At 69.9% G+C, this 19,795-nt stretch carries 17 protein-coding genes and 1 tRNA gene; 6 read left to right on the top strand and 12 right to left on the bottom strand.

All coding sequences use genetic code 11. The features are described 5' to 3' along the window. Positions 1 to 61 precede the first annotated feature (61 nt). The gene (locus PGH47_RS16015; protein ID WP_271664003.1) at positions 62 to 1,534 is read left to right on the top strand and encodes a glycoside hydrolase family 18 protein; all 1,473 of its coding nucleotides are present in this window, start codon (positions 62 to 64) and stop codon (positions 1,532 to 1,534) included. A 243-nt stretch (positions 1,535 to 1,777) separates the two neighbouring features. Here PGH47_RS16015 and PGH47_RS16010 read toward each other — a convergent pair whose 3' ends face one another. The 4 genes from PGH47_RS16010 to PGH47_RS15995 form a co-directional block, all read right to left on the bottom strand. After that, positions 1,778 to 3,196: a GH1 family beta-glucosidase gene (locus PGH47_RS16010; RefSeq protein WP_381633240.1), complete on the bottom strand. Its 1,419-nt coding sequence runs from the start codon at positions 3,194 to 3,196 to the stop codon at positions 1,778 to 1,780. A gap of 167 nt (positions 3,197 to 3,363) precedes the next feature. Continuing rightward, a complete protein-coding gene (locus PGH47_RS16005) occupies positions 3,364 to 4,266 on the bottom strand; it encodes a carbohydrate ABC transporter permease (RefSeq protein WP_271664001.1) in 903 nt (300 codons plus the stop codon). Next, positions 4,263 to 5,291: a carbohydrate ABC transporter permease gene (locus PGH47_RS16000; RefSeq protein WP_269640911.1), complete on the bottom strand. Its 1,029-nt coding sequence runs from the start codon at positions 5,289 to 5,291 to the stop codon at positions 4,263 to 4,265. Before PGH47_RS16000 ends, PGH47_RS16005 begins: the two co-directional genes overlap by 4 nt. Beyond that, entirely contained in the window at positions 5,288 to 6,613 is a 1,326-nt protein-coding gene (locus tag PGH47_RS15995; protein WP_269640912.1) for an ABC transporter substrate-binding protein, read from the bottom strand. Before PGH47_RS15995 ends, PGH47_RS16000 begins: the two co-directional genes overlap by 4 nt. A gap of 378 nt (positions 6,614 to 6,991) precedes the next feature. On the opposite strand from PGH47_RS15995, the gene PGH47_RS15990 reads away from it, so the two are divergent. Further along, positions 6,992 to 8,047 (top strand): LacI family DNA-binding transcriptional regulator, encoded by a 1,056-nt coding sequence (locus PGH47_RS15990; protein WP_271664000.1) that lies wholly within the window; start codon positions 6,992 to 6,994, stop codon positions 8,045 to 8,047. Between the two features lie 72 nt (positions 8,048 to 8,119). Here the strand turns inward: PGH47_RS15990 and PGH47_RS15985 are convergent, their stop codons facing one another. The 5 genes from PGH47_RS15985 to PGH47_RS15965 all read right to left on the bottom strand — a co-directional run bounded on the left by PGH47_RS15985 (position 8,120) and on the right by PGH47_RS15965 (position 11,551). Beyond that, the gene (locus tag PGH47_RS15985; RefSeq protein WP_271663999.1) at positions 8,120 to 8,638 is read right to left on the bottom strand and encodes a GNAT family N-acetyltransferase; all 519 of its coding nucleotides are present in this window, start codon (positions 8,636 to 8,638) and stop codon (positions 8,120 to 8,122) included. Positions 8,639 to 8,717: 79 nt separating this feature from the next. Beyond that, positions 8,718 to 8,790: transfer RNA gene (locus PGH47_RS15980), tRNA-His, on the bottom strand. A gap of 117 nt (positions 8,791 to 8,907) precedes the next feature. Then, positions 8,908 to 9,510: an oligoribonuclease gene (gene orn / locus PGH47_RS15975; RefSeq protein ID WP_271663998.1), complete on the bottom strand. Its 603-nt coding sequence runs from the start codon at positions 9,508 to 9,510 to the stop codon at positions 8,908 to 8,910. Between the two features lie 107 nt (positions 9,511 to 9,617). Beyond that, positions 9,618 to 10,856 (bottom strand): helix-turn-helix domain-containing protein, encoded by a 1,239-nt coding sequence (locus PGH47_RS15970; protein ID WP_271663997.1) that lies wholly within the window; start codon positions 10,854 to 10,856, stop codon positions 9,618 to 9,620. A 377-nt stretch (positions 10,857 to 11,233) separates the two neighbouring features. After that, a complete protein-coding gene (locus PGH47_RS15965) occupies positions 11,234 to 11,551 on the bottom strand; it encodes a hypothetical protein (protein WP_030944390.1) in 318 nt (105 codons plus the stop codon). A gap of 343 nt (positions 11,552 to 11,894) precedes the next feature. On the opposite strand from PGH47_RS15965, the gene PGH47_RS15960 reads away from it, so the two are divergent. Beyond that, on the top strand, positions 11,895 to 12,422 hold the full coding sequence (locus tag PGH47_RS15960; protein ID WP_030944387.1) for a universal stress protein: 528 nt from the start codon (positions 11,895 to 11,897) through the stop codon (positions 12,420 to 12,422). Positions 12,423 to 12,572: 150 nt separating this feature from the next. After that, positions 12,573 to 13,139, top strand: coding sequence for a GPR1/FUN34/YaaH family transporter (locus PGH47_RS15955; protein WP_271663996.1), 567 nt, complete (start codon positions 12,573 to 12,575; stop codon positions 13,137 to 13,139). A gap of 192 nt (positions 13,140 to 13,331) precedes the next feature. Here the strand turns inward: PGH47_RS15955 and glmS are convergent, their stop codons facing one another. Both glmS and PGH47_RS15945 read right to left on the bottom strand, forming a co-directional pair. Next, positions 13,332 to 15,149 (bottom strand): glutamine--fructose-6-phosphate transaminase (isomerizing), encoded by a 1,818-nt coding sequence (gene glmS, locus PGH47_RS15950; RefSeq protein WP_030944380.1) that lies wholly within the window; start codon positions 15,147 to 15,149, stop codon positions 13,332 to 13,334. Between the two features lie 14 nt (positions 15,150 to 15,163). Then, positions 15,164 to 15,421, bottom strand: coding sequence for a hypothetical protein (locus tag PGH47_RS15945; RefSeq protein WP_126900017.1), 258 nt, complete (start codon positions 15,419 to 15,421; stop codon positions 15,164 to 15,166). Between the two features lie 175 nt (positions 15,422 to 15,596). Here PGH47_RS15945 and PGH47_RS15940 point away from each other — a divergent pair, with 175 nt between their 5' ends. After that, positions 15,597 to 17,159, top strand: coding sequence for a purple acid phosphatase family protein (locus PGH47_RS15940; RefSeq protein ID WP_271663995.1), 1,563 nt, complete (start codon positions 15,597 to 15,599; stop codon positions 17,157 to 17,159). A 5-nt stretch (positions 17,160 to 17,164) separates the two neighbouring features. Here PGH47_RS15940 and PGH47_RS15935 read toward each other — a convergent pair whose 3' ends face one another. Continuing rightward, entirely contained in the window at positions 17,165 to 18,046 is an 882-nt protein-coding gene (locus PGH47_RS15935; RefSeq protein ID WP_271663994.1) for a DUF4429 domain-containing protein, read from the bottom strand. A 95-nt stretch (positions 18,047 to 18,141) separates the two neighbouring features. Between PGH47_RS15935 and PGH47_RS15930 the strand changes: the two genes are divergently transcribed. Beyond that, complete coding sequence (locus PGH47_RS15930; RefSeq protein WP_271663993.1) at positions 18,142 to 19,734, top strand: beta-N-acetylhexosaminidase; 1,593 nt, start codon at positions 18,142 to 18,144, stop codon at positions 19,732 to 19,734. Positions 19,735 to 19,795: the final 61 nt, after the last annotated feature.

Below are 19,795 nucleotides of genomic sequence, written 5' to 3'. Positions count from 1 at the left end.
CGATTCGGGGTCGCTAGCGTGCTGCCGCACCCCAACCTCGAACAGCAAAGGCAGACACGCGATGAGGACGCACCGGCGCAGGGTCAGCGGCAGGAGCAAGGCGATCGGCGGACTGGTCGCCGCGGCCGCGGTCGGCGGGGGCGCGCTCGTGTTCACCGGCACCGCCCAGGCGGCCGGCGTCGGAGCGGCGTACACGAAGACCAGTGACTGGTCGACGGGTTACACCGCCCAGTACGTCGTCACGAACAACAGCGCGCAGACGAAGAAGGACTGGACGCTGGAGTTCGACCTGCCGTCGGGCGCGAAGCTGAGCTCCCTGTGGAACGCCGAGTCGAGCGTGAGCGGCCGGCACGTCACCGTGACGCCGCCGAAGTGGGACACGGACGGCCTGGCCGTCGGCGAGTCGGTCACCGTCGGCTTCGTGGTCAACGGCACGGCAGCGCCCACGGGTTGTCTCATCGACGACGCCAAGTGCTCCACGGACGACACCGCGACCCCGGAACCGAGCGGCCGCCCGACGCAGCCGCCGTCGCCCTCCCCGACGCCGACCGCGTCGGCCGAGCCCACCGCGAAGCCCACGGCCACCGCCACGGCGACCCCCACCGCCAAGCCCACGCAGAGCCCCGGCACCGGCACGAAGGCCGCCGCCGGCTTCGCCCCGTACATCGACACCTCCCTGTACCCGGCCTTCGACATGGCGGCGAGCGCCGAGGCGACCGGCGTGAAGAACTACAACCTCGCCTTCATCACCGACGGCGGCGGCTGCACCCCCAAGTGGGGCGGCGTCACGGACCTCGGCACCGACGCGGTGGCCGCACAGATCGGTGACCTACGGGCCAAGGGCGGCGACGTCCGCGTCTCGTTCGGCGGCGCGGCCGGCAGCGAGCTGGCGACGACCTGCTCCTCGGCGGACGCGCTGGCGGCGGCGTACGGCAAGGCCGTGGACGCCTACAAGCTGACCAAGGTCGACTTCGACGTCGAGGGCGGGGCCCTGCCGGACACGGCGGCCAACACCCGCCGGGCGCAGGCGATAGCCAAGCTCCAGCGGCAGCACCCGGACCTGGACGTCTCCTACACCCTGCCCGTCATGCCGGAGGGCCTGACCCAGCCGGGCGTGGACCTGCTCGCCGACGCCAAGCAGAACGGCGTGCGGATCGACACCGTCAACATCATGGCGATGGACTACGGCCCCGCCTACAGCGGCGACATGGGCACCTACGCCGAGCAGGCCGCCACCGCCACCCAGGCCCAGGTCAAGAGCGTCCTCGGCCTCTCCGACAGCGCCGCCTGGAAGGCGGTCGCGGTCACCCCGATGATCGGCGTCAACGACGTCACCACGGAGATCTTCAAGGTCGAGGACGCCACCCAGCTGGTGAACTTCGCCAAGTCCAAGGGCCTCGGCTGGCTCTCGATGTGGTCGGCCACCCGCGACAAGCAGTGCGCGGGCGGCGAGAAGCCGGCGGCCGACGCGACATGCAGCTCGATCCTCCAGGACAAGTTCGCCTTCTCGAAGGCGTTCGCGGCCTACAACTGACCCGGTAGGCCTTTCCCGACCACGGGGGGCGCGCCCCGGCCGGTCTTCCCCCCATCCGGCCGGGGCGCGTATTTCTGTCCCGGCGCCCGGCGCCCGGCGCCCGGCGCCCGGCGCCCGGCGCCCGGCGACACCGCAGCGCCCGGCGACACCGCAGCGCCCGGCAACACCGCGGCGGCAGGCACGACCGCGGGGCGCGGCACGCTCCCACACCGTGCCGCGCCCCGTCCCCCGGACCCCCGTCGGCTAGAACACCTCGTCCACCTCGGGCAGCGTGCCCGTCCGGGCCGCCTTCGCGTACCAGTGGGCGCTCGACTTCGGCGTCCTGGTGAGGGTCGTGTAGTCGACGTACACAGCGCCGAACCGCTTCTCGTAGCCGTACGCCCACTCGAAGTTGTCCAGCAGGGACCACAGGTAGTAGCCGCGGACGTCGGCGCCGTCGGTGATCGCGCGGCGGACCGCCGCGAGGTGGCCGTGCAGATAGGCGATGCGCTCCGGGTCGTGGACCCGGCCCTCGGAGTCGGGCTTGTCGTCGTATGCCGCGCCGTTCTCGGTGATGTACAGCGGCAGGCCGGGCGCCTCCCGCGTGTACCGCATGATCAGCTCGTGCAGGCCGGTCGGGTCGATGGACCAGCCCATGGCCGTGCGGTCACCCGGAGTCTGGTGGAACAGCACGTCGTCCGCGCCGGGCCACGGCGAGTGCTCGCTCGCCCCGTGCCCGTCGGCACGCGGGCCGGCCTGCTCGGCGTCGCTCGCGGAGACCAGCGCGGGCGTGTAGTAGTTCAGGCCCAGCGCGTCGAGCGGCTGGTTGATCGCCGCCAGGTCGCCGTCCAGGACGTACGACCAGTCCGTCAACTGCTCCGTCGCCGTGAACAGGCTGGCCGGGTAGGCGCCGTGCAGGATCGGGCCGTGGTAGATGCCGTTGGCCAGGTCGTCGATCTTCCGGGCCGCCGCCAGGTCCGCGGGGTCCTGCGAAACCGGCCGTACGGTGGAGGAGTTGAGGCTCAGGGCCACCGTGTTGCGGGCGGGCATCACCGAGCGCAGGGCCGTGGCGCCGAGGCCGTGCGCGAGGTTGAGGTGGTGGGACGCGCGCAGCGTGGCGACCGGCTCGGTGCGGCCCGGCGCGTGGACGCCGGAGCCGTAGCCCAGGAAGGCGCTGCACCAAGGCTCGTTGAGCGTGATCCACTGCTCCACGCGGTCGCCGAGGGCCTCGCCGACGATCTGGGCGTACTCGGCGAAGCGGTAGGCCGTGTCCCGCTCCGGCCAGCCGCCCGCGTCCTCCAGCTCCTGCGGCAGGTCCCAGTGGTAGAGGGTGACGGCGGGCTTGATGCCCTTCGCCAGCAGCTCGTCCACCAGACGGCGGTAGAAGTCCAGGCCCCGCTGGACCGCGGGCCCGCGTCCCGTGGGCTGCACCCGTGACCAGGAGATCGAGAAGCGGTACGCGCCCAGGCCGAGGTCGGCCATCAGCGCCACGTCGTCGCGGTAGCGGTGGTAGTGGTCGACAGCGATGTCACCGTGCTCGCCGCCGGCCGTCTTGCCCGGGGTGTGGCTGAAGGTGTCCCAGATCGACGGCGTGCGGCCGTCCTCCCGGACCGCCCCCTCGATCTGGTACGCGGAGGTCGCGGCACCCCAGAGGAAGGCGGGCGGAAAGGACACGGGTGTCATGGGCTCAGGCATGGAAGCGCTCCCATTGGAGGTCGTGGAGACCGACGAGTACGAGTAGGAGGGGAGAGGGGAGGGGGGAGAGAGAGGGGGGAAGGGCGGGGCCGGGGGCCGGGGCGGCGGTGACGCGGCCCCCGGGGCCGTGGGACGTACGGGCGGCGGGCCGGGCGTCAGCCCTTGACCGCGCCCTGCATGATGCCGCCCACGATCTGCTTGCCGAACAGCAGGAAGGCGATCAGCAGCGGCAGTGTGCCGAGCAGGGCGCCCGCCATGATCACCGCCTGGTCGGGAACGTAGCCGGTGCCCAGGGAGTTGAGCGCGACCTGCACGGTCGGGTTCTCCTGGTTCAGGGCGATGATCGGCCACAGGAAGTCGTTCCAGGCGAACACGAAGGTCAGCAGGCCGAGGACGGCCATCGCCGGCCGCGCCGCCGGGAACACCACGTGCCAGACGACCCGCAGACTGCTCGCGCCGTCCACCCGGGCCGCCTCGATCAGTTCGGTCGGCAGCGCCTGCACCAGGTACTGCCGCATGAAGAACGTACCGAAGGCCGTGCACAGCGTCGGCAGGATCACCGTCTGGAGCTGGTTCGACCAGCCGAGGTCCGCCATCCACAGATACAGCGGTACGACCGCCAGCTGCGGCGGGATCATCATCGTGCCGATCGTCAGCAGCAGCAGGACGCCGGAGAACTTGAAGCGGAGCTTGGCGAAGGCGAAGCCGGCAAGCGTGGAGAACAGCACCGTGCTGATGGTGATCATGCCTGCCACGAAGATGGTGTTGAACATCGCCGTGCCGAGCCCGCCCTCCTCCCACGCCCGTTCCATGTTCTTGAACAGGTTCCCGCCGAACCACAGCGGCGGCGGGGTCTCCGCGAGGCGCTGGTTGGTGCGCGAGGCCGCGATCGCCGTCCACACCAGCGGGGCCAGCGAGAGCAGCGCGAAGAGGGACAGGACGACATAGGTGAGCGGGCCGGCGTGCAGCTGCTTGCCGGCGCCCATCACCCGGGGCCGCTCGCGCCGGGTCTGCACGGGCTCCGCGGTCTGAGGTGTCGTCAGTTCGGTCGCGGTCATTGGGACTTCCTCAGCCGTCGGGAGATCAGCAGCTGGATCACGGCGACGATCAGCAGGATCAGGAACATCGACCAGGCGATCGCGGACGCCTTGCCGAGGTTGCCGATGATCCAGCCCTGGTCGTACATGTACAGACCGAGCGTCTGGTACTGGTGCTCGGAGCCGCCCTTGGAACCGGAGACCCCGCCGAACAGCAGGGGCTCACCGAAGAGCTGGGTCGCGCCGATCGTGGAGACGACGACCGTGAACAGGATCGTCGGCCGCAGCTGCGGGATCGTCACATGGATGAACTGCTGCCAGCGGTTGGCGCCGTCGATCGCCGCGGACTCGTAGAGGTCGACCGGGATCGCCTGCATCGCCGCCAGGTAGATCAGCGCGTTGTAGCCGGTCCAGCGCCAGATCACGATCGAGGACACCGCGAACTGCGAACCCCAGTCGGACTCGCGCCAGTTGACCGGGTCGATGCCGACGAAGTCCAGCAGCCAGTTGATCATGCCGCCGTCCCAGGAGTACAGCAGCACGAACACCAGCGTCGCCGCCGCCACCGAGGTGGCGTACGGGGTGAGCATCACGACGCGCCACACGGTCGAGCCGCGCAGCTTGTAGTTGAGCAGATGCGCCAGGCCGATCGCCATCAGCAGCTGCGGCACCGTGGAGATCACACCGATGGTGAAGGTGTTCCACAGCGCGTTCCAGAAGAAGTCCGAGGACAGCAGGTTCTCGTAGTTGTCCAGGCCGGCCCAGGTCTGGCCGTCGAGATCGGCCAGCTGCACGTTGTGCAGCGAGTACCACGCCGTGTACAGCAGCGGGATGAGCGAGAACGCCCCGAAGACGATGAAGAAGGGGGAGATGAACGCGTACGGCGACGCCTTCATGTCCCAGCGGTACAGCCGGCTCCGCCAGGAACTGCTCCCCGGCGGCGGGGTACCGCGACCGTTCGCGCGGCCGGCCGCGCCCGGCTTGTCACCGGGCGCGGCGTCGGCACTCGACGCGGGATGCGCGAGGGCCTGCTTGGAACTGCTCACTGGCCGAGCACGTCCTTGATCTCGTTGGTCGCGGCGTCCCAGCCCTGCTCCGGGCTCTTGCCCTTCTGCTCGACCTGGAGGATGCCGATGTCGGTGATCGCGGTGCCGATCGGCTGGTCCTTGGTGCCCAGGTACTGCGTCGGGATGGTCTTGGCGGAGGCCGAGAAGATCTCGGTGATCGGCGCGTCGGAGAAGTACGCCTGAGTGGCGGCCGCCGGCTTCAGGCTCGAGTACGACGACGGGGCCGACGGGAAGCTGGCCTGCTTGGCGAAGACCTTCGCCTGCTGCTCCGGCGCGGTCAGCCACTTCGCCAGCTCGACGGCCTCCTTCTGGTGCTTGCTCGCCGTCGGCACGCCGATGAACGAACCGCCCCAGTTGGCCGCGGTCGGCGCCGCCGCCACGTCCCACTTGCCCTTGCCGGCCTCACCGGACTTCTCCTGGATGTAACCGATCATCCAGGCAGGGCAGGCGACGGTGGCGAAGGTGCCGTTGGCGTAGCCCTGGTCCCACGGCTTGTCGAACTGCTTCAGCTTCGCGGACATGTTGCTGGTCGCCACGTCCATGGCGACGTCCCACGCCTTCTTCACACCGGCGGACTTGTCCCAGACGACGTTGCCGTCCTTGTCGTAGTACCGCTCGACCTCACCGCCGAGGGCCGCGTTGTAGACGGAGGAGGCGGAGTCCACGAACTTGGTGCCGCTCGGCGCCTTCTTCATGTAGTCCTTGCCGAGGTCGACGTACTTGCCCCAGTCGCCCTTCCACTGCTCGGCGAGCTTGGTGCGGTCGGTCTCCAGACCGGCCTTCTCGAACAGGTCCTTGCGGTAGCAGATCGCCATCGGGCCGATGTCGGTGCCGAGCCCGATCAGCTTGCCGTCCTTCGTGGTGGCCTGGGCGTTCTTCCAGTCCAGCCACTGGGACTTGTCGACCTCCTTGCCGAGGTCGACGAACTTGTCGGCCTGCGTCTGCACGGCCTCGGTGACGTTGCCGACCTCGATCGCCTGGATGTCGTCGGTGCCGGCGCCGGCCTGGAGGCGGGTGAGGGTCTTGGGCCAGTAGACGTCGGTCCGGGTGGTGACGTTCTCCTTGATGTTGATGTCGGGGTGGAGCTTCATGTACTCGTCGTAGAGGCCGGCCTGCTTGTAGCCGAAGACACCGAAGGTGCCGATGGTGAGCGTGGTCTTGCCACCGCCTCCGTTGCCACCGCCCTCGTTCGAAGAGCCGTCGTCCGAGTCCTCGGCGCAGCCGGCGAGCAGCCCTGTCGTCAGCGCGGCCGCGGCCGCGAGGGCCATCAGCCGGCGGGACCTGCGGGTACTCGTGCGCATTGCGTCCTCCTGTTGCCTGACGTGCCGACCCCCCGGCCAACTGCATTGTTGGGCCCGTTCGTTTGTACTCGCTGCGGCTCGGGCGGGGAACGTGCGGGATGTGTATGTGTCAGGTACTGTGGGAGCGCTCCCACAGGTGATGTGTTGAAGGTTCGTCGGTCCGAGCGGGGGTGTCAAGGGAGCGGACGCGGAGTTATGTGTTCAGTTATCGGCCCGTTAGCTAACTCGGCAGGGCCGGCGGTGCGGGTGCGAACTCGGCCAAGATCGCCTGTATTTGGCCGAAGCAGGGTCTTGATCAACGATCCCCGCGGACGGTCACGGCACCGGCGGGACTGTTAAATTCCAGGCCAACGGAATGGTCAACGGGAGGCGGAGCCCATGGCAACCCACGGAGCGCGGGGCCGGAGCGGCGGTCGGCCCACCCTCGAAGAGGTGGCGGCCCGCGCGGGCGTCGGGCGCGGCACCGTTTCCCGGGTGATCAACGGCTCGCCCCGGGTCAGCGACGCGACCCGCGCGGCGGTCGAGGCGGCGGTCGCCGAACTCGGCTACGTCCCCAACACCGCCGCCCGCGCCCTCGCGGCGAACCGCACGGACGCCATTGCGCTGGTCGTGCCCGAGCCGGAGACCCGGTTCTTCGCGGAACCGTACTTCTCGGACATGCTCAAGGGTGTGGGTGCCGAGCTCACCGACACCGAGATGCAGTTGCTGCTGATCTTCGCGGGCAGCGACAAGGAACGGCGCCGCCTGGCCCAGTACCTGGCCGCCCACCGCGTGGACGGCGTCCTGCTGGTCTCGGTCCATGCGGACGACCCGCTGCCCGACCTGCTGGCCCAACTGGAGATCCCGGCGGTGATCAGCGGTCCGAGATCGGCCGCGGAGACGCTGACCTCGGTGGACTCGGACAACTACGGCGGCGCCCGCTCGGCCGTGGAGCACCTGTTGGACCGCGGCCGCACCCGCATCGCGCACATCACCGGCCGCCTCGACGTCTACGGCGCCCAGCGCCGCGTCGACGGCTACCGCGACGCCCTGCGTGACGCGGGCCGCCCGGTGGACGACGGGCTGATCGAGCCCGGTGACTTCACGGAGGAGGGCGGCGTCAGCGCGATGCGGGCCCTGCTGGAGCGCCACCCCGACCTGGACGCGGTCTTCGCGGGATCGGACGTCACCGCGGCCGGCGCCCGCCAGGCCCTGCGCGAGGCGGGCCGCCGCATCCCCGAGGACGTCGCCCTCGTCGGCTACGACGACTCCGCCATCGCCCGTCACATGGACCCGCCCCTCACCAGCGTCCGCCAGCCGATCGAGGAGATGGGACGCCGCATGATCGACCTCCTCCTCACCGAGATCGCGGACCGCCGCCCGGCGGCGTCGAGGGACCTGGAGCGGAACCAGGCGGTCCTGGCCACGGAGTTGGTGACGCGGGCCTCGTCCTGATCGGAGGGGCCCGACCGCCAACCCCCGCCGGGCGTTGGGCGTAAGGGATCCGGCGTCACACGCGACGTGACGTCACCGGGGCAACCGCTGTCGGCGCCACCGGACCTCCCCGTCCTGCCACTCCTCGGTCGGGGCGAGGCCCGCCGCCGCGGCGACCGTCGCCGAGGCGTGATGGGCGGGGTGGACATGGGCGACGACCGTGTGGACGGGGCCCTGCTCCAGCCACGCGACGAGACCGCGGGCCGCTTCGGAGGCGAGGCCGCGCCGCTGCCACGGCGTGCCGATCACCCAGGCGATCTCGGCGATGCCGTCCGCGGTGATCGTCGCCTGGACCGTGCCCACGAGGCACGACCCGGCACGCAGCCGCAGCACCCAGTTGCACCAGGACACGGCCGGGTCGCCGGAGCCGGCGACGAGACGTTCGTAACGGGTGCGCAGGGCGTCGGGGGAGAGCGGTTCGCCGCCGATGAAGTGGTGCAGCGCCGGGTCCGCGAGGACGGCGGCCATCTCCTCGGCGTGCTCGGCGCGCAGGGGCAGCAGATCGAGACGGTCGGTGCGCAGGGGCTCGGCGGATACACGGGGCTCGGACACCGTCGGAAGCCTAGGGCCCGCTCCAGGAAACGCAATCAGCCGGTGACTTCATCTCTGAAGTCACCGGCTGATCACCAAGGGTGAGTGACGGGACTCGAACCCGCGGCATCCTGGACCACAACCAGGTGCTCTACCAGCTGAGCTACACCCACCATGACCGGCTGTTGACTTCCGTGGAGTCCCCTACCGGCCGAGAAAAAGTGTACAGGGTCCGAAGGGGTGCTCGCGCACGCCTTTCCGCGGCGCCCCTGCGGGACCCCCTCGCACACCTACTGAGCAGGCACGACGTGCTTCGCGGCGATCGACTTCGCGGTGTCCGAGTCGGGGCCGGGCTGAGGCACGAAGACGGCCTCGCGGTAGTACCGGAGTTCGGCGATGGACTCGCGGATATCGGCGAGGGCGCGGTGGTTGCCGTTCTTCTCCGGGCTGTTGAAGTAGGCCCGCGGGTACCAGCGCCGGGCGAGCTCCTTGATGGAGCTGACGTCCACGATCCGGTAGTGGAGGTAGTCCTCCAGGGTCGGCATGTCGCGCAGCAGGAAACCGCGGTCGGTGCCGACGGAGTTCCCGCACAGCGGCGCCTTGCCGGGCTCCTTGACGTGCTCGCGGACGTAGGCGAGGACCTGCTCCTCGGCGTCCTGGAGGGTCGTGCCGCCGGCGAGTTCGGCGAGCAGCCCGGACGCGGTGTGCATCTGACGCACCACCTCCGGCATCGTCTCCAGCGCCGCGTCCGGCGGGCGGATGACGATGTCCACACCCTCGCCGAGGATGTTCAGCTCGGAGTCGGTGACGAGGGCGGCAACCTCGATGAGCGCGTCGTCGGACAGCGAGAGGCCGGTCATCTCGCAGTCGATCCACACCATGCGATCGTTCATGCGCCCACCCTACGGCTGACGTCCGTTCTTGGGTGCCCCGCGTCGGTGTGGAGGTCCTCGAAACGCCGGACGGGCCGAGTGGATCGGCCCGTCCGGTGTCTACGACGTCACATGCCGCTGCGCTGGCTCGGCAGCCCGGCGCGGCTGGCCGCGTACGCCTCGCGGCCGTTGTCCGACCCCACCGAGAGGGGCGCGGACGTGCCCATCGGCGCCGGTGTGCGCCGGGTCTGGAGCGGGACCGGTCCGGCGTCGGGGTACACGGAGGGCGGCGGGCCCTGCGGCACACCCGGACCCAGCGCGGACTCCGTGTCCGTCGGCCTCTCGCTCTGCGGCCGCCGGGCACGGTACGCCGCCCGGTACGCGGCCGGCGACGAGCCGAGCTGGCGGCGGAAGTGGCCGCGCAGCGCCACCGGCGAACGGAAGCCGCAGCGGCCCGCGACCTCGTCCACCGAGTAGTCCGACGTCTCCAGCAGACGCTGCGCCTGGAGGACCCGCTGGGTGATCAGCCACTGGAGCGGAGCGCTTCCCGTCAGCGAGCGGAACCGGCGGTCGAAGGTCCGGCGGCTCATGTACGCGCGTGCCGCCAGCGTCTCGACGTCGAACTGCTCGTGCAGGTGCTCCAGCGCCCAGGCGACGACCTCCGCGAGCGGGTCCGCGCCGATCTCCTCCGGTAAAGATCGATCGAGGTAGCGCTCCTGACCGCCGGATCGGCGCGGCGGGACCACCAGGCGGCGGGCGAGCGCTCCGGCCGCCTCGTTGCCGTGGTCCGTCCGCACGATGTGGAGACAGAGATCGATTCCGGCCGCGGTGCCGGCCGATGTCAGCACGTCGCCGTCGTCGACGAACAGTTCACGTGGATCCACATGAACCGACGGATAGCGCTTGGCCAGCGTCGGTGCGTACATCCAGTGCGTCGTCGCTGGGCGGCCGTCCAGCAGGCCCGCCGCCGCGAGGACGAAGGCGCCGGTGCACAGCCCGACGATGCGGGCGCCTTCCTCGTGCGCCCGGCGCAGAGCGTCGAGCGCCTCCTCCGGTGGCGGCGAGGTGATCGAACGCCAGGCCGGCACGACGACCGTGCCCGCCCGTGAGATCGCCTCCAGGCCATGTGGCGCGGTGAGTTCCAGGCCCCCTGTGGTCCGCAGTGGGCCCTCCTCGCCGCCGCACACCAGTAGTCGGTAGCGCGGCACGCCGGCGTCCTGGCGGTCTATACCGAACACCGACAGCGGTATGGAACTCTCGAAGATGGGGCCGCCGCTGAACAGCAGCACCGCGACGATCTCCTTGCGGCGTCGCCCGGAAAGTTTCCGGGCCGCGGCTTCCGGCGCGGCAGTGGAGTCGTGGCTCATACTGCTAAGCCCCCCTCGGTGGTCGCGGCTCCTCGGTTGTGTCGCTCCTGCACGTTTCCCCTCGGTCCTGCACGAGTCCCCCGCCGTAGACAGTCAAGATCGAATCTACTGTGTCGCATCGCGCCGCAGTGGCCGGTTCGGCACTCGGCACATTGTCGACTTGGCAACTTGGCGTGAAGCATTCGATCACGAAGCGTTGCACTCGCGGGCCGTGCAGGGAAGTGCGCCTTGTCGCAGTGGCCAATCCACGTAGGGTGCGCAGACCCCCTGAGGCCCTTTCCGTGCAGGTGGAACGGGGGTTGAGGGGTGTTCTGGGCAGGGGATGCATGCGCGCCAGAAGTTGGCTGAAAAGTGGCGTGCCCGTGCGTGAAAACCGGTCAGCCGACCGGTGTATTTCCCCCAGTGTGACGTCCGCCTCTATGAGCCCCGGTTCCGGTCCGGTGATGGCGTCCGCGACGCCGGGGCGAGGGGCCGTGCAGCTCCTCCTGGCGCAGCCGCGTCGCGCCGCGCTCCGACTGGCGCAGCAGCAGACGGCACACGGCCGTCACGGCGGCGAGGCCGAGGGCCGTGCCGGTGGCGCCGGCGAACGAGGTGCCGTACCAGAGCAGGACCACGGGGACCAGGACGCAGCTGAAGGCCGCCCACCGGACCACGTCGGTGGTGCTGTCCTCGGCGGGGGTGCGAGGTCCGGACATGGATATGTGCTCCTGGGCTGCCTGGGCGGTGGCTCGTGGTGATCAACGCGGGGCGGGGCAGTCGGTCACTGGTGATCGGCCGTCCGTACGGCGCGCGCAAGTGAATCCTGTGCAAACCGCCTGTACACCGCAGCAAGCATTGCGTTACGGGCGTTCCCTCGTGCATGCTCCCTGGAACCCGCACCGACCGTGAGCGGGTATCTGGGCTAAGGAGGCGTGCCGCCGTACCCTTGGGGTATGGGGTTGGGAAGACCATTCCCGGACACAGCTCCGCCGCACACTGCCGCATCCGTCGAGTTCCGCTCGCGGGCCCCCATATAAGGATCAATACGCCGAGACAGCCATGGCCGGTCACGAATTCTTCGAACCAGCGGACCGCAAGCGGCCCGTCGCCGACCCCACGGCGGCCGAGCCCCTGGCGGCGGAAGAGCCACGCCACTCCTGCGATCCAGCCTTCAAGCACGGCGTAGTCGTCGGCTTCGACGGCTCGACCTCCAGTGAGCGCGCCCTCGCGTACGCCATCGGTATGGCTCATCGCTCCGGGTCGGGCCTGATCATCGTCCATGTCGCCAACCGGCTGCCCACCACCGTGTGGGCGGGCTGCGAGCCGCCGGTCTTCGTCGACGTACCGGACCACCGCACCGAGGTCCTCGGCCTCGAACTCGCGTGCGCGGACTACCTCGCCGAGGTGCCGTGGATCCTCGTCGAGCGCGGCGGTGACATCTGCCACGAACTCGAAGAGGTCGGGCGGGAGTACGAGGCGGACGCGATCGTCGTCGGCTCCACGCAGGGCATCGTCGGGCGGATCTTCGGGTCCGTCGCGGGGCGGCTCGCCAAGCGGGCCAAGCGTCCCGTCGTTGTCATTCCGTAACTCGCCGTTGTCCCAGGTGAGATGAGCCGTTCGGGACGCCGCACTCCTTTCTGCGAAGCGTGAACTTACCCACGCGTAGAGGTGTTTGTGCCCTTGTGAAGGGCATATATCGCACACCGCACAACTGCACATGCATGAAGGGAGCCCGCCGTGGACAACGACGTCTCTGCGGGAAGCGGAATCACCGGCGTGGTCGGCCGACTCGCCCTCGGAATCACCCTGTTGGCCTTCGGACTCGGGTACGCCGATGTGATCGACGGTGTGTCGGCCGCTGACGCCGTATCAATCGCCCAGTACGTGGGCGGCATTGCCCTCTTCGTCGCCGGGCTGATGGCCCTCCGGGACCGTGACGCGGCGAACGGCACCGCGTTCGTGGCCCTCGGCGCGCTCTGGTTCACCTGGGCCGTCGCCGCCGGCAACCAGGTGTCCGCCAATGCCGCGGGGCTCTTCCTGCTGCTGTTCGCCCTCGTGGCGCTGTCCCTCACACTCGCCGGTGGCGACCAGCTCGGTCAGGGCACGTACGGGCTGTTCTTCGTCGGCCTGCTCCTCATGGCGATCGCGAGCTTCGCCGACAACGACGGACTGACCAAGGTGGGCGGCTGGTTCGCCGTCGCCGCGGGGGCCGTCGCCTGGTACGCCGCGACCGCGGCACTGGCCCACTGGCCGACCGCACTTCCTCGACGCGCTGCGGGCCGGGGGGTGACGGCCGCCGGTTAGCTGCGCAAGCCGGGGAGTTGGGCGGCTTCCCGGCAATCGAAAACGGACCCCCCGTGAGTGGTGGCATCACGTGGGGGTCCGTGTCGTTCGTCGGCCTCTGCGGGTGTGTGGGGGCCTTTCGCGCCCACGCGGCGGAGCCGCAGATCGATACAGCCCCGCGCCCCTAAAAGCCAAAGGCCAAGGCCAAGGCCACTACTCGACCGTGACCGACTTCGCCAGGTTCCTCGGCTTGTCGATGTCCCGGCCGAGTGCCAGCGCCGTGTGGTAGGCGAGGAGTTGGAGGGGGATGCCCATCAGGATCGGGTCGAGTTCGTCCTCGTTCTTCGGGACGACGATCGTCTGGTCGGCCTTCTCCTGGTGCTGGTGGGCCACCGCGAGGATCTTGCCGCTGCGGGCCTTGATCTCCTCCATGGCGGCGCGGTTCTTCTCCAGCAGGTCGTCGTCGGGGACGATCGCGACCGTGGGGAGCGCCGGCTCGATCAGGGCCAGCGGGCCGTGCTTCAGCTCGGAGGCCGGGTAGGCCTCGGCGTGGATGTACGAGACCTCCTTGAGCTTCAGGGAGGCCTCACGGGCGACCGGGTAGCCCCGGACGCGGCCGATGAAGAGCATCGAGCGGGCCTCGGCGTACTCCTGGGCCAGCTTCTTGATCTCCTCCTCCTGCTCCAGCATCTCGGCGATCTGCGCGGGCAGCTTGCGCAGGCCCTCGATGATCCGCTTGCCGTCGCGGACCGAGAGGTCGCGGGTGCGGCCCAGGTGCAGGGCGAGCAGGGCGAAGGCCACCGTGGTGTTGGTGAAGCACTTCGTGGAGACCACGCAGACCTCGGGGCCGGCGTGGACGTAGATGCCGCCGTCGGCCTCGCGGGCGATGGCGGAACCGACGACGTTCACGACGCCCAGCACCCGGGCGCCCTTGCGCTTCAGCTCCTGCACGGCGGCGAGGACGTCGTAGGTCTCACCGGACTGGGAGACGGCGATGTAGAGCGTGTCGGGGTCCACGACCGCGTTGCGGTAGCGGAACTCCGAGGCCGGCTCGGCGTCCGCGGGGATGCGGGCCAGCTCCTCGATCATCTGGGCGCCGATCATGCCCGCGTGGTACGAGGTGCCGCAGCCGAGGATCTTCACCCGGCGGATCTGGCGGGCCTCGCGGGCGTCCAGGTTGAGGCCGCCGAGGTGCACGGTGGAGAAGCGGTCGTCGATGCGGCCGCGCAGCACGCGGTCCACGGCGTCGGCCTGCTCGTGGATCTCCTTGTGCATGTAGGTGTCGTGGCCGCCCATGTCGTAGGAGGCGGCCTCCCACTCGACGGTGGTGGGCTCGGCGGTCGTGCGGGTGCCCTCCGTCGTGTAGGTGCGGAAGTCGTCGGCCTTGAGGGTGGCCATCTCGCCGTCGTCGAGGGTCACTATCTGCCGGGTGTGGGCGACCAGCGCGGCGATGTCCGAGGCGACGAACATCTCCTTCTCGCCGATGCCGAGGACGACCGGGGAGCCGTTGCGGGCGACCACGATGCGGTCCGGGAAGTCGGCGTGCAGCACCGCGATGCCGTACGTGCCCTCGATGAGGCGCAGCGTCTCGCGGACCTTGTCCTCCAGCTTCTCCGCCTGCGAGCGGGAGATGAGGTGGACGAGGACCTCGGTGTCGGTCTCGGAGAGGAACTCGACGCCGTCGGCCTCCAGCTTGCGCCGCAGGTCGGAGGCGTTGTCGATGATGCCGTTGTGGACGACGGCGACCTTGCCCTCGGCGTCCAGGTGCGGGTGGGCGTTCACGTCGGAGGGGGCACCGTGGGTGGCCCAGCGGGTGTGGGCGATACCGGTGGTGCCCTTGAAGCGCGCCGGGACCTTGGCCTCCAGGTCACGAACCCGGCCCTTGGCCTTGACCATCTTCAGGGCGGGCGCCTTCGGGGAGGAGACGACCACGCCGGCCGAGTCGTAGCCGCGGTACTCCAGGCGCTGGAGGCCCTCCAGCAGGAGGGGGGCCACGTCACGCTTCCCGATGTATCCGACGATTCCGCACATATATATAGGTATCCCTAGCCGTAGACGATCCGGCGCAGCTGGCGGAGCGTGAGCTCCGGCGGTGCCACCGTCCGGTATTTCAGGTCCGCCTCGATCTGTTCGAAGATCGTCGCGTTCACCAGGCCCTGGGCCTGGAGCTCGCGGTGGCGGCGACGGACGAACTCCTCGGTCGTCTCGTCGAAGTAGGCGAGCACGTCCTGGATCACCCGCGACGCCTCGCCCCGGCTGAGGGGCGTGCTGCGGGTCAGGTGATCAACAAGGTCGTCGTGCACTCGGTAGATCCTGGGGTATCGGGGATCGCTTCGCAAGAATCCTGCCCGATTTCGGGCAAGGGGGTGTCAGGGGGCTTTGGGAGAGTTATGGAACGCCCATGGGTGTCCGTTGGGCGGTTGTTCCGCGGGGGGATGTGTGCACAGACCAGCTTGTGGCGCCATGGACATTCCCCGCATGGGTGTACCCCAGCAGCTGGCCGAGCGCATGAGCATGGCCGAACAGCACGAGTACCTGCGCGCCAGGTTCTCCAGGCGCACGATGATCAGAGGCGGCGCCGTCACCCTCGGCGCCGTCGCGGGCGGCACCTTCGTGCCCGGTGCCACCGCCCGGGCGGCCACCAGGACCCAGCCGCTCACACAGACCGAGACCGTCGACGGCGCTCTCGTCGCCCCCTTCGGCCGCCACCTCGCCTACGGCAACGACGCGAGCACCGAGATGACCGTCTCGTGGCAGGTGCCGGTCGCCGTGAAGAAGCCGTTCGTCCGGATCGGCGCCCACCCCTGGGACCTCTCCCGCAAGATCGAGGCCGAGGTCCGCAGCCTCCACACCCCGGCCGGCGTCGGTGCGAGCGCCGACCACACCCAGTACTACGTCCATGCCAGGCTGACCCACCTCAAGCCGGGCCGGACGTACTACTACGGCGTCGGCCACCAGGGCTTCGACCCCGCCGAGCCGCACCTGCTCGGCACCCTGGGCACCTTCACCACCGCCCCCGCCGGAAAGAAGCCGTTCACCTTCACGGCCTTCGGCGACCAGGGCGTCAGCTACCACGGCCTCGCCAACGACAGCCTGCTCCTGGGCCAGAACCCGGCCTTCCATCTGCACGCGGGCGACATCGCCTACGCCGACCCGTCCGGCGCCGGCAAGACCGCCGACACGGGCTTCGACTCGCGCGTGTGGGACCAGTTCCTGCACCAGACCGAGTCCGTCGCCAAGTCCGTCCCGTGGATGGTGTCGTACGGCAACCACGACATGGAGGCCTGGTACTCGCCCAACGGCTACGGCGGCGAGGAGGCCCGCTTCACGCTCCCCGACAACGGGCCGGACAAGAAGAACCTGCCGGGCGTCTACTCCTTCGTCCACGGCAACACCGCGATCATCTCGCTCGACCCCAACGACGTGTCGTACGAGATCCCCGCGAACCTCGGCATCTCCGGGGGCACCCAGACCAAGTGGTTCGAGGCGCAGCTGAAGAGGTTCCGGGCCGCCCACGACATCGACTTCGTCGTCGTGTTCTTCCACCACTGCGCGTACTGCACCTCCACCGCGCACGCCTCGGAGGGGGGTGTGCGCCAGGAGTGGGTGCCGCTGTTCGAGAAGTACCAGGTGGATCTGGTGATCAACGGCCACAACCACCAGTACGAGCGGACGGATGTGATCAAGGGGGACGAGGTCGTCAAGAAGCTGCCGATCGGCGGCACGGCCTACCCCGAGACCGAGGGCGTCGTCTACGTCACGGCGGGCGCGGCCGGCCGCAGCCTGTACGCGTTCTCCGCTCCCGACTCCTACGAGGGGCACGAGAACGAGGTCGACTCCGTGGCCTCCTTCGTCAACCTCAAGGACGGCAAGAAGAACGAGACGGTCGCCTGGTCGCGCGTGCGCTACCTGAACTACTCGTTCCTGCGCGTCGACGTGAACCCCGCGCCGCGCGGCCGCTACGCCACCCTGAAGGTGCAGGGCATCGCGGAGACCGGTGACCGCATCGACCACTTCACGGTGGCCCGCAAGGCCAAGTAGGCCCGCTACATCCGCTTCAGCACCGCCTGCTTGGCCATCGTGAACTCCTCCTCCGTCAGTACGCCGGTGCGATGGAGCTCGCCGAGTTCGCGCAGGCGGCGCAGGAGCGCGTCGTGGTCGTCCTCGGTGGACGCGGCCGGGGGAGCGGGGAGTTCCCTCCGCGCCTCCGGCACGTCCGCGGTGGCCCTGGCCGGATGCGGCAGGCGGGCCTGGACCGCCGCCGCCACCAGGGCCATCAGCGGGTCCTTCTTGAAGCCCCACAGCTCCACGGCGTTGGGGTCGTACTTGGGCGGAGCCTTGGTGGGGGCGTTCCTGACGGTGAAGCGGAGGTGGCCGTTCTCCAGGCCCGCCGCCGGATGCCACTCCACGGCCGTGATGTCGGCCAGCGCGAGGGAGCGGGTGCCGGCGGCGGCCTTGGCGTCCTCCGTCTTCCAGTTCCACTCCAGACGGACCCGCTCGCCGTCGAAGCCGGCGGTGGCGTCCCCGGCGGAGACGGACAGCGGGACCGAGGGGCTCGGCACCAGATACGCGTCGACCGGGTCGGCCGGGACCTCGTCCAGCAGCAGGGCGTTGCGCACCTCCTCCACGAAGTACTCCGCGACGCCGTAGCGGTCGGACTCCACGATCAGCTGGTACGGGTCGTTGGGCTCGGTCAGCCGGCCGCCGGTGGCGTGCAGCAGCGGGTCGGCGCCGTCGCGCAGGCGCAGCCGGAGCCGCCCGGCCTTCTTGCCCTGCTCGAAGGAGACCCCCGCCAACGCCCCCAGCGGGAGGACCAGTTCACCCAGCGTCTTGCGGAACAGGCTGACGTTCTTGTCCCGTCCGGGAGTCAGCCGCAGTGCGTCGCCGTCGAAGACCCACGTGCCGTCCTTCTGGATGATTTCCGCCATGGGGTGGATTGTTCCACCAGACTCACGAGAGAGTGGTCCAGACCTCTTGGAGCGCCATGGCTCATGGAAGGGATACGTCTGTGAGAGATCGCCGCGTGAGACAGCACCACAGAACGCTCCGCCTTCTCGGTTGCCTGCTGCTGGTCGCGATGGGCGCCTCGGCGACAGGAGCCGCGCCCGCCCAGGCGGCACCCCCCACCCCGCTGGACCTCGTGGTCCCCGCGCCCGCGTCGGTCACGCCGGGCGCGACCCCCTACCGGATCACCCGCGGCACCCAGATCCGGGTCGACGACTCCCGCGAGAGCCGCCGCGTCGGCGAGTACCTCGCGGGCATCCTCCGCCCCTCCACCGGCTACCGCCTCCCGGTCACCGACGGCGGCGCCGGAGGCATTCGACTCCGGCTGTCCAAAGGCTCGTTCGGGGCCGAGGGCTACCGTCTCGACAGCGGCGGCAAGGGCGTCACCATCACCGCCGCGGCCCCCGCCGGGCTCTTCCACGGCGTCCAGACCCTGCGCCAGCTGCTCCCGGCGGCCGTCGAGAAGGACTCCGTGCAGCCCGGCCCCTGGCTGGTCGCGGGCGGCACGATCAAGGACACCCCGCGCTACGGCTGGCGCGGCGCGATGCTGGATGTCTCCCGGCACTTCTTCAGCGTCGACCAGGTCAAGCGCTACATCGACCAGCTCGCCCTGTACAAGATCAACAAGCTGCATCTGCACCTCAGCGACGACCAGGGCTGGCGCATCGCCATCGACTCCTGGCCGCGCCTGGCGGCCCACGGCGGCTCGACCCAGGTCGGCGGCGGCCCCGGCGGGTACTACACCAAGGCCGACTACAAGGAGATCGTCCGCTACGCCACCTCCCGCTATCTGGAGGTCGTCCCGGAGATCGACATGCCGGGCCACACCAACGCGGCGCTGGCCTCCTACGCCGAGCTCAACTGCGACGGCGTCGCACCGCCGCTCTACACCGGCACCGAGGTCGGCTTCAGCTCGCTGTGCGTGAACAAGGAGATCACGTACGACTTCGTGGACGACGTGATCCGCGAGCTCGCCGCGCTCACCCCGGGCAGGTACCTGCACATCGGCGGCGACGAGGCGCACTCCACCAGCCACGCGGACTATGTGAAGTTCATGGACCGCGTGCAGCCGCTCGTCGCCGAGTACGGCAAGACCGTCATCGGCTGGCACCAGCTGACCGGGGCGACCCCGGCGAAGGGCGCTCTCGCGCAGTACTGGGGGCTCGACGACACCAGTGCGCAGGAGAAGGAGCAGGTCGCCAAGGCCGCGCAGAACGGCACCGGCGTCATTCTGTCCCCGGCCGACCGGATCTACCTCGACATGAAGTACACCGCCGACACACCCCTGGGCCTTGACTGGGCCGGTCTTGTCGAGGTGAAGCGGTCGTACGACTGGGACCCGGGCAACTACCTGCCGGGGGCGCCGGCTTCGGCGATCCGGGGTGTGGAGGCGCCGCTGTGGTCGGAGACGCTCACCAAGTCCGACGACATCGAGTACATGGCGTTCCCGAGGCTGCCGGGGGTGGCCGAGCTGGGGTGGTCGCCGGCTGCCACGCACGACTGGGATGCCTACAAGGTGCGGCTCGCTGCGCAGGCCGAGCGGTGGGAGGCGCTGGGGATCGACTTCTATCGGTCGCCGCAGGTCCCATGGGACGCGGTGTCAGCGCAGTGATTCGGCTGCGGGCCCGGTGGGGGCTGGTCGCGCAGTTCCCCGCGCCCCTTGGGCGCGTTGC

The organism is Streptomyces sp. HUAS 31 (assembly GCF_028198125.1).
GTDB lineage: Bacteria > Actinomycetota > Actinomycetes > Streptomycetales > Streptomycetaceae > Streptomyces > Streptomyces chartreusis.
This window is presented reverse-complemented; position numbering and strand designations above follow the sequence as displayed.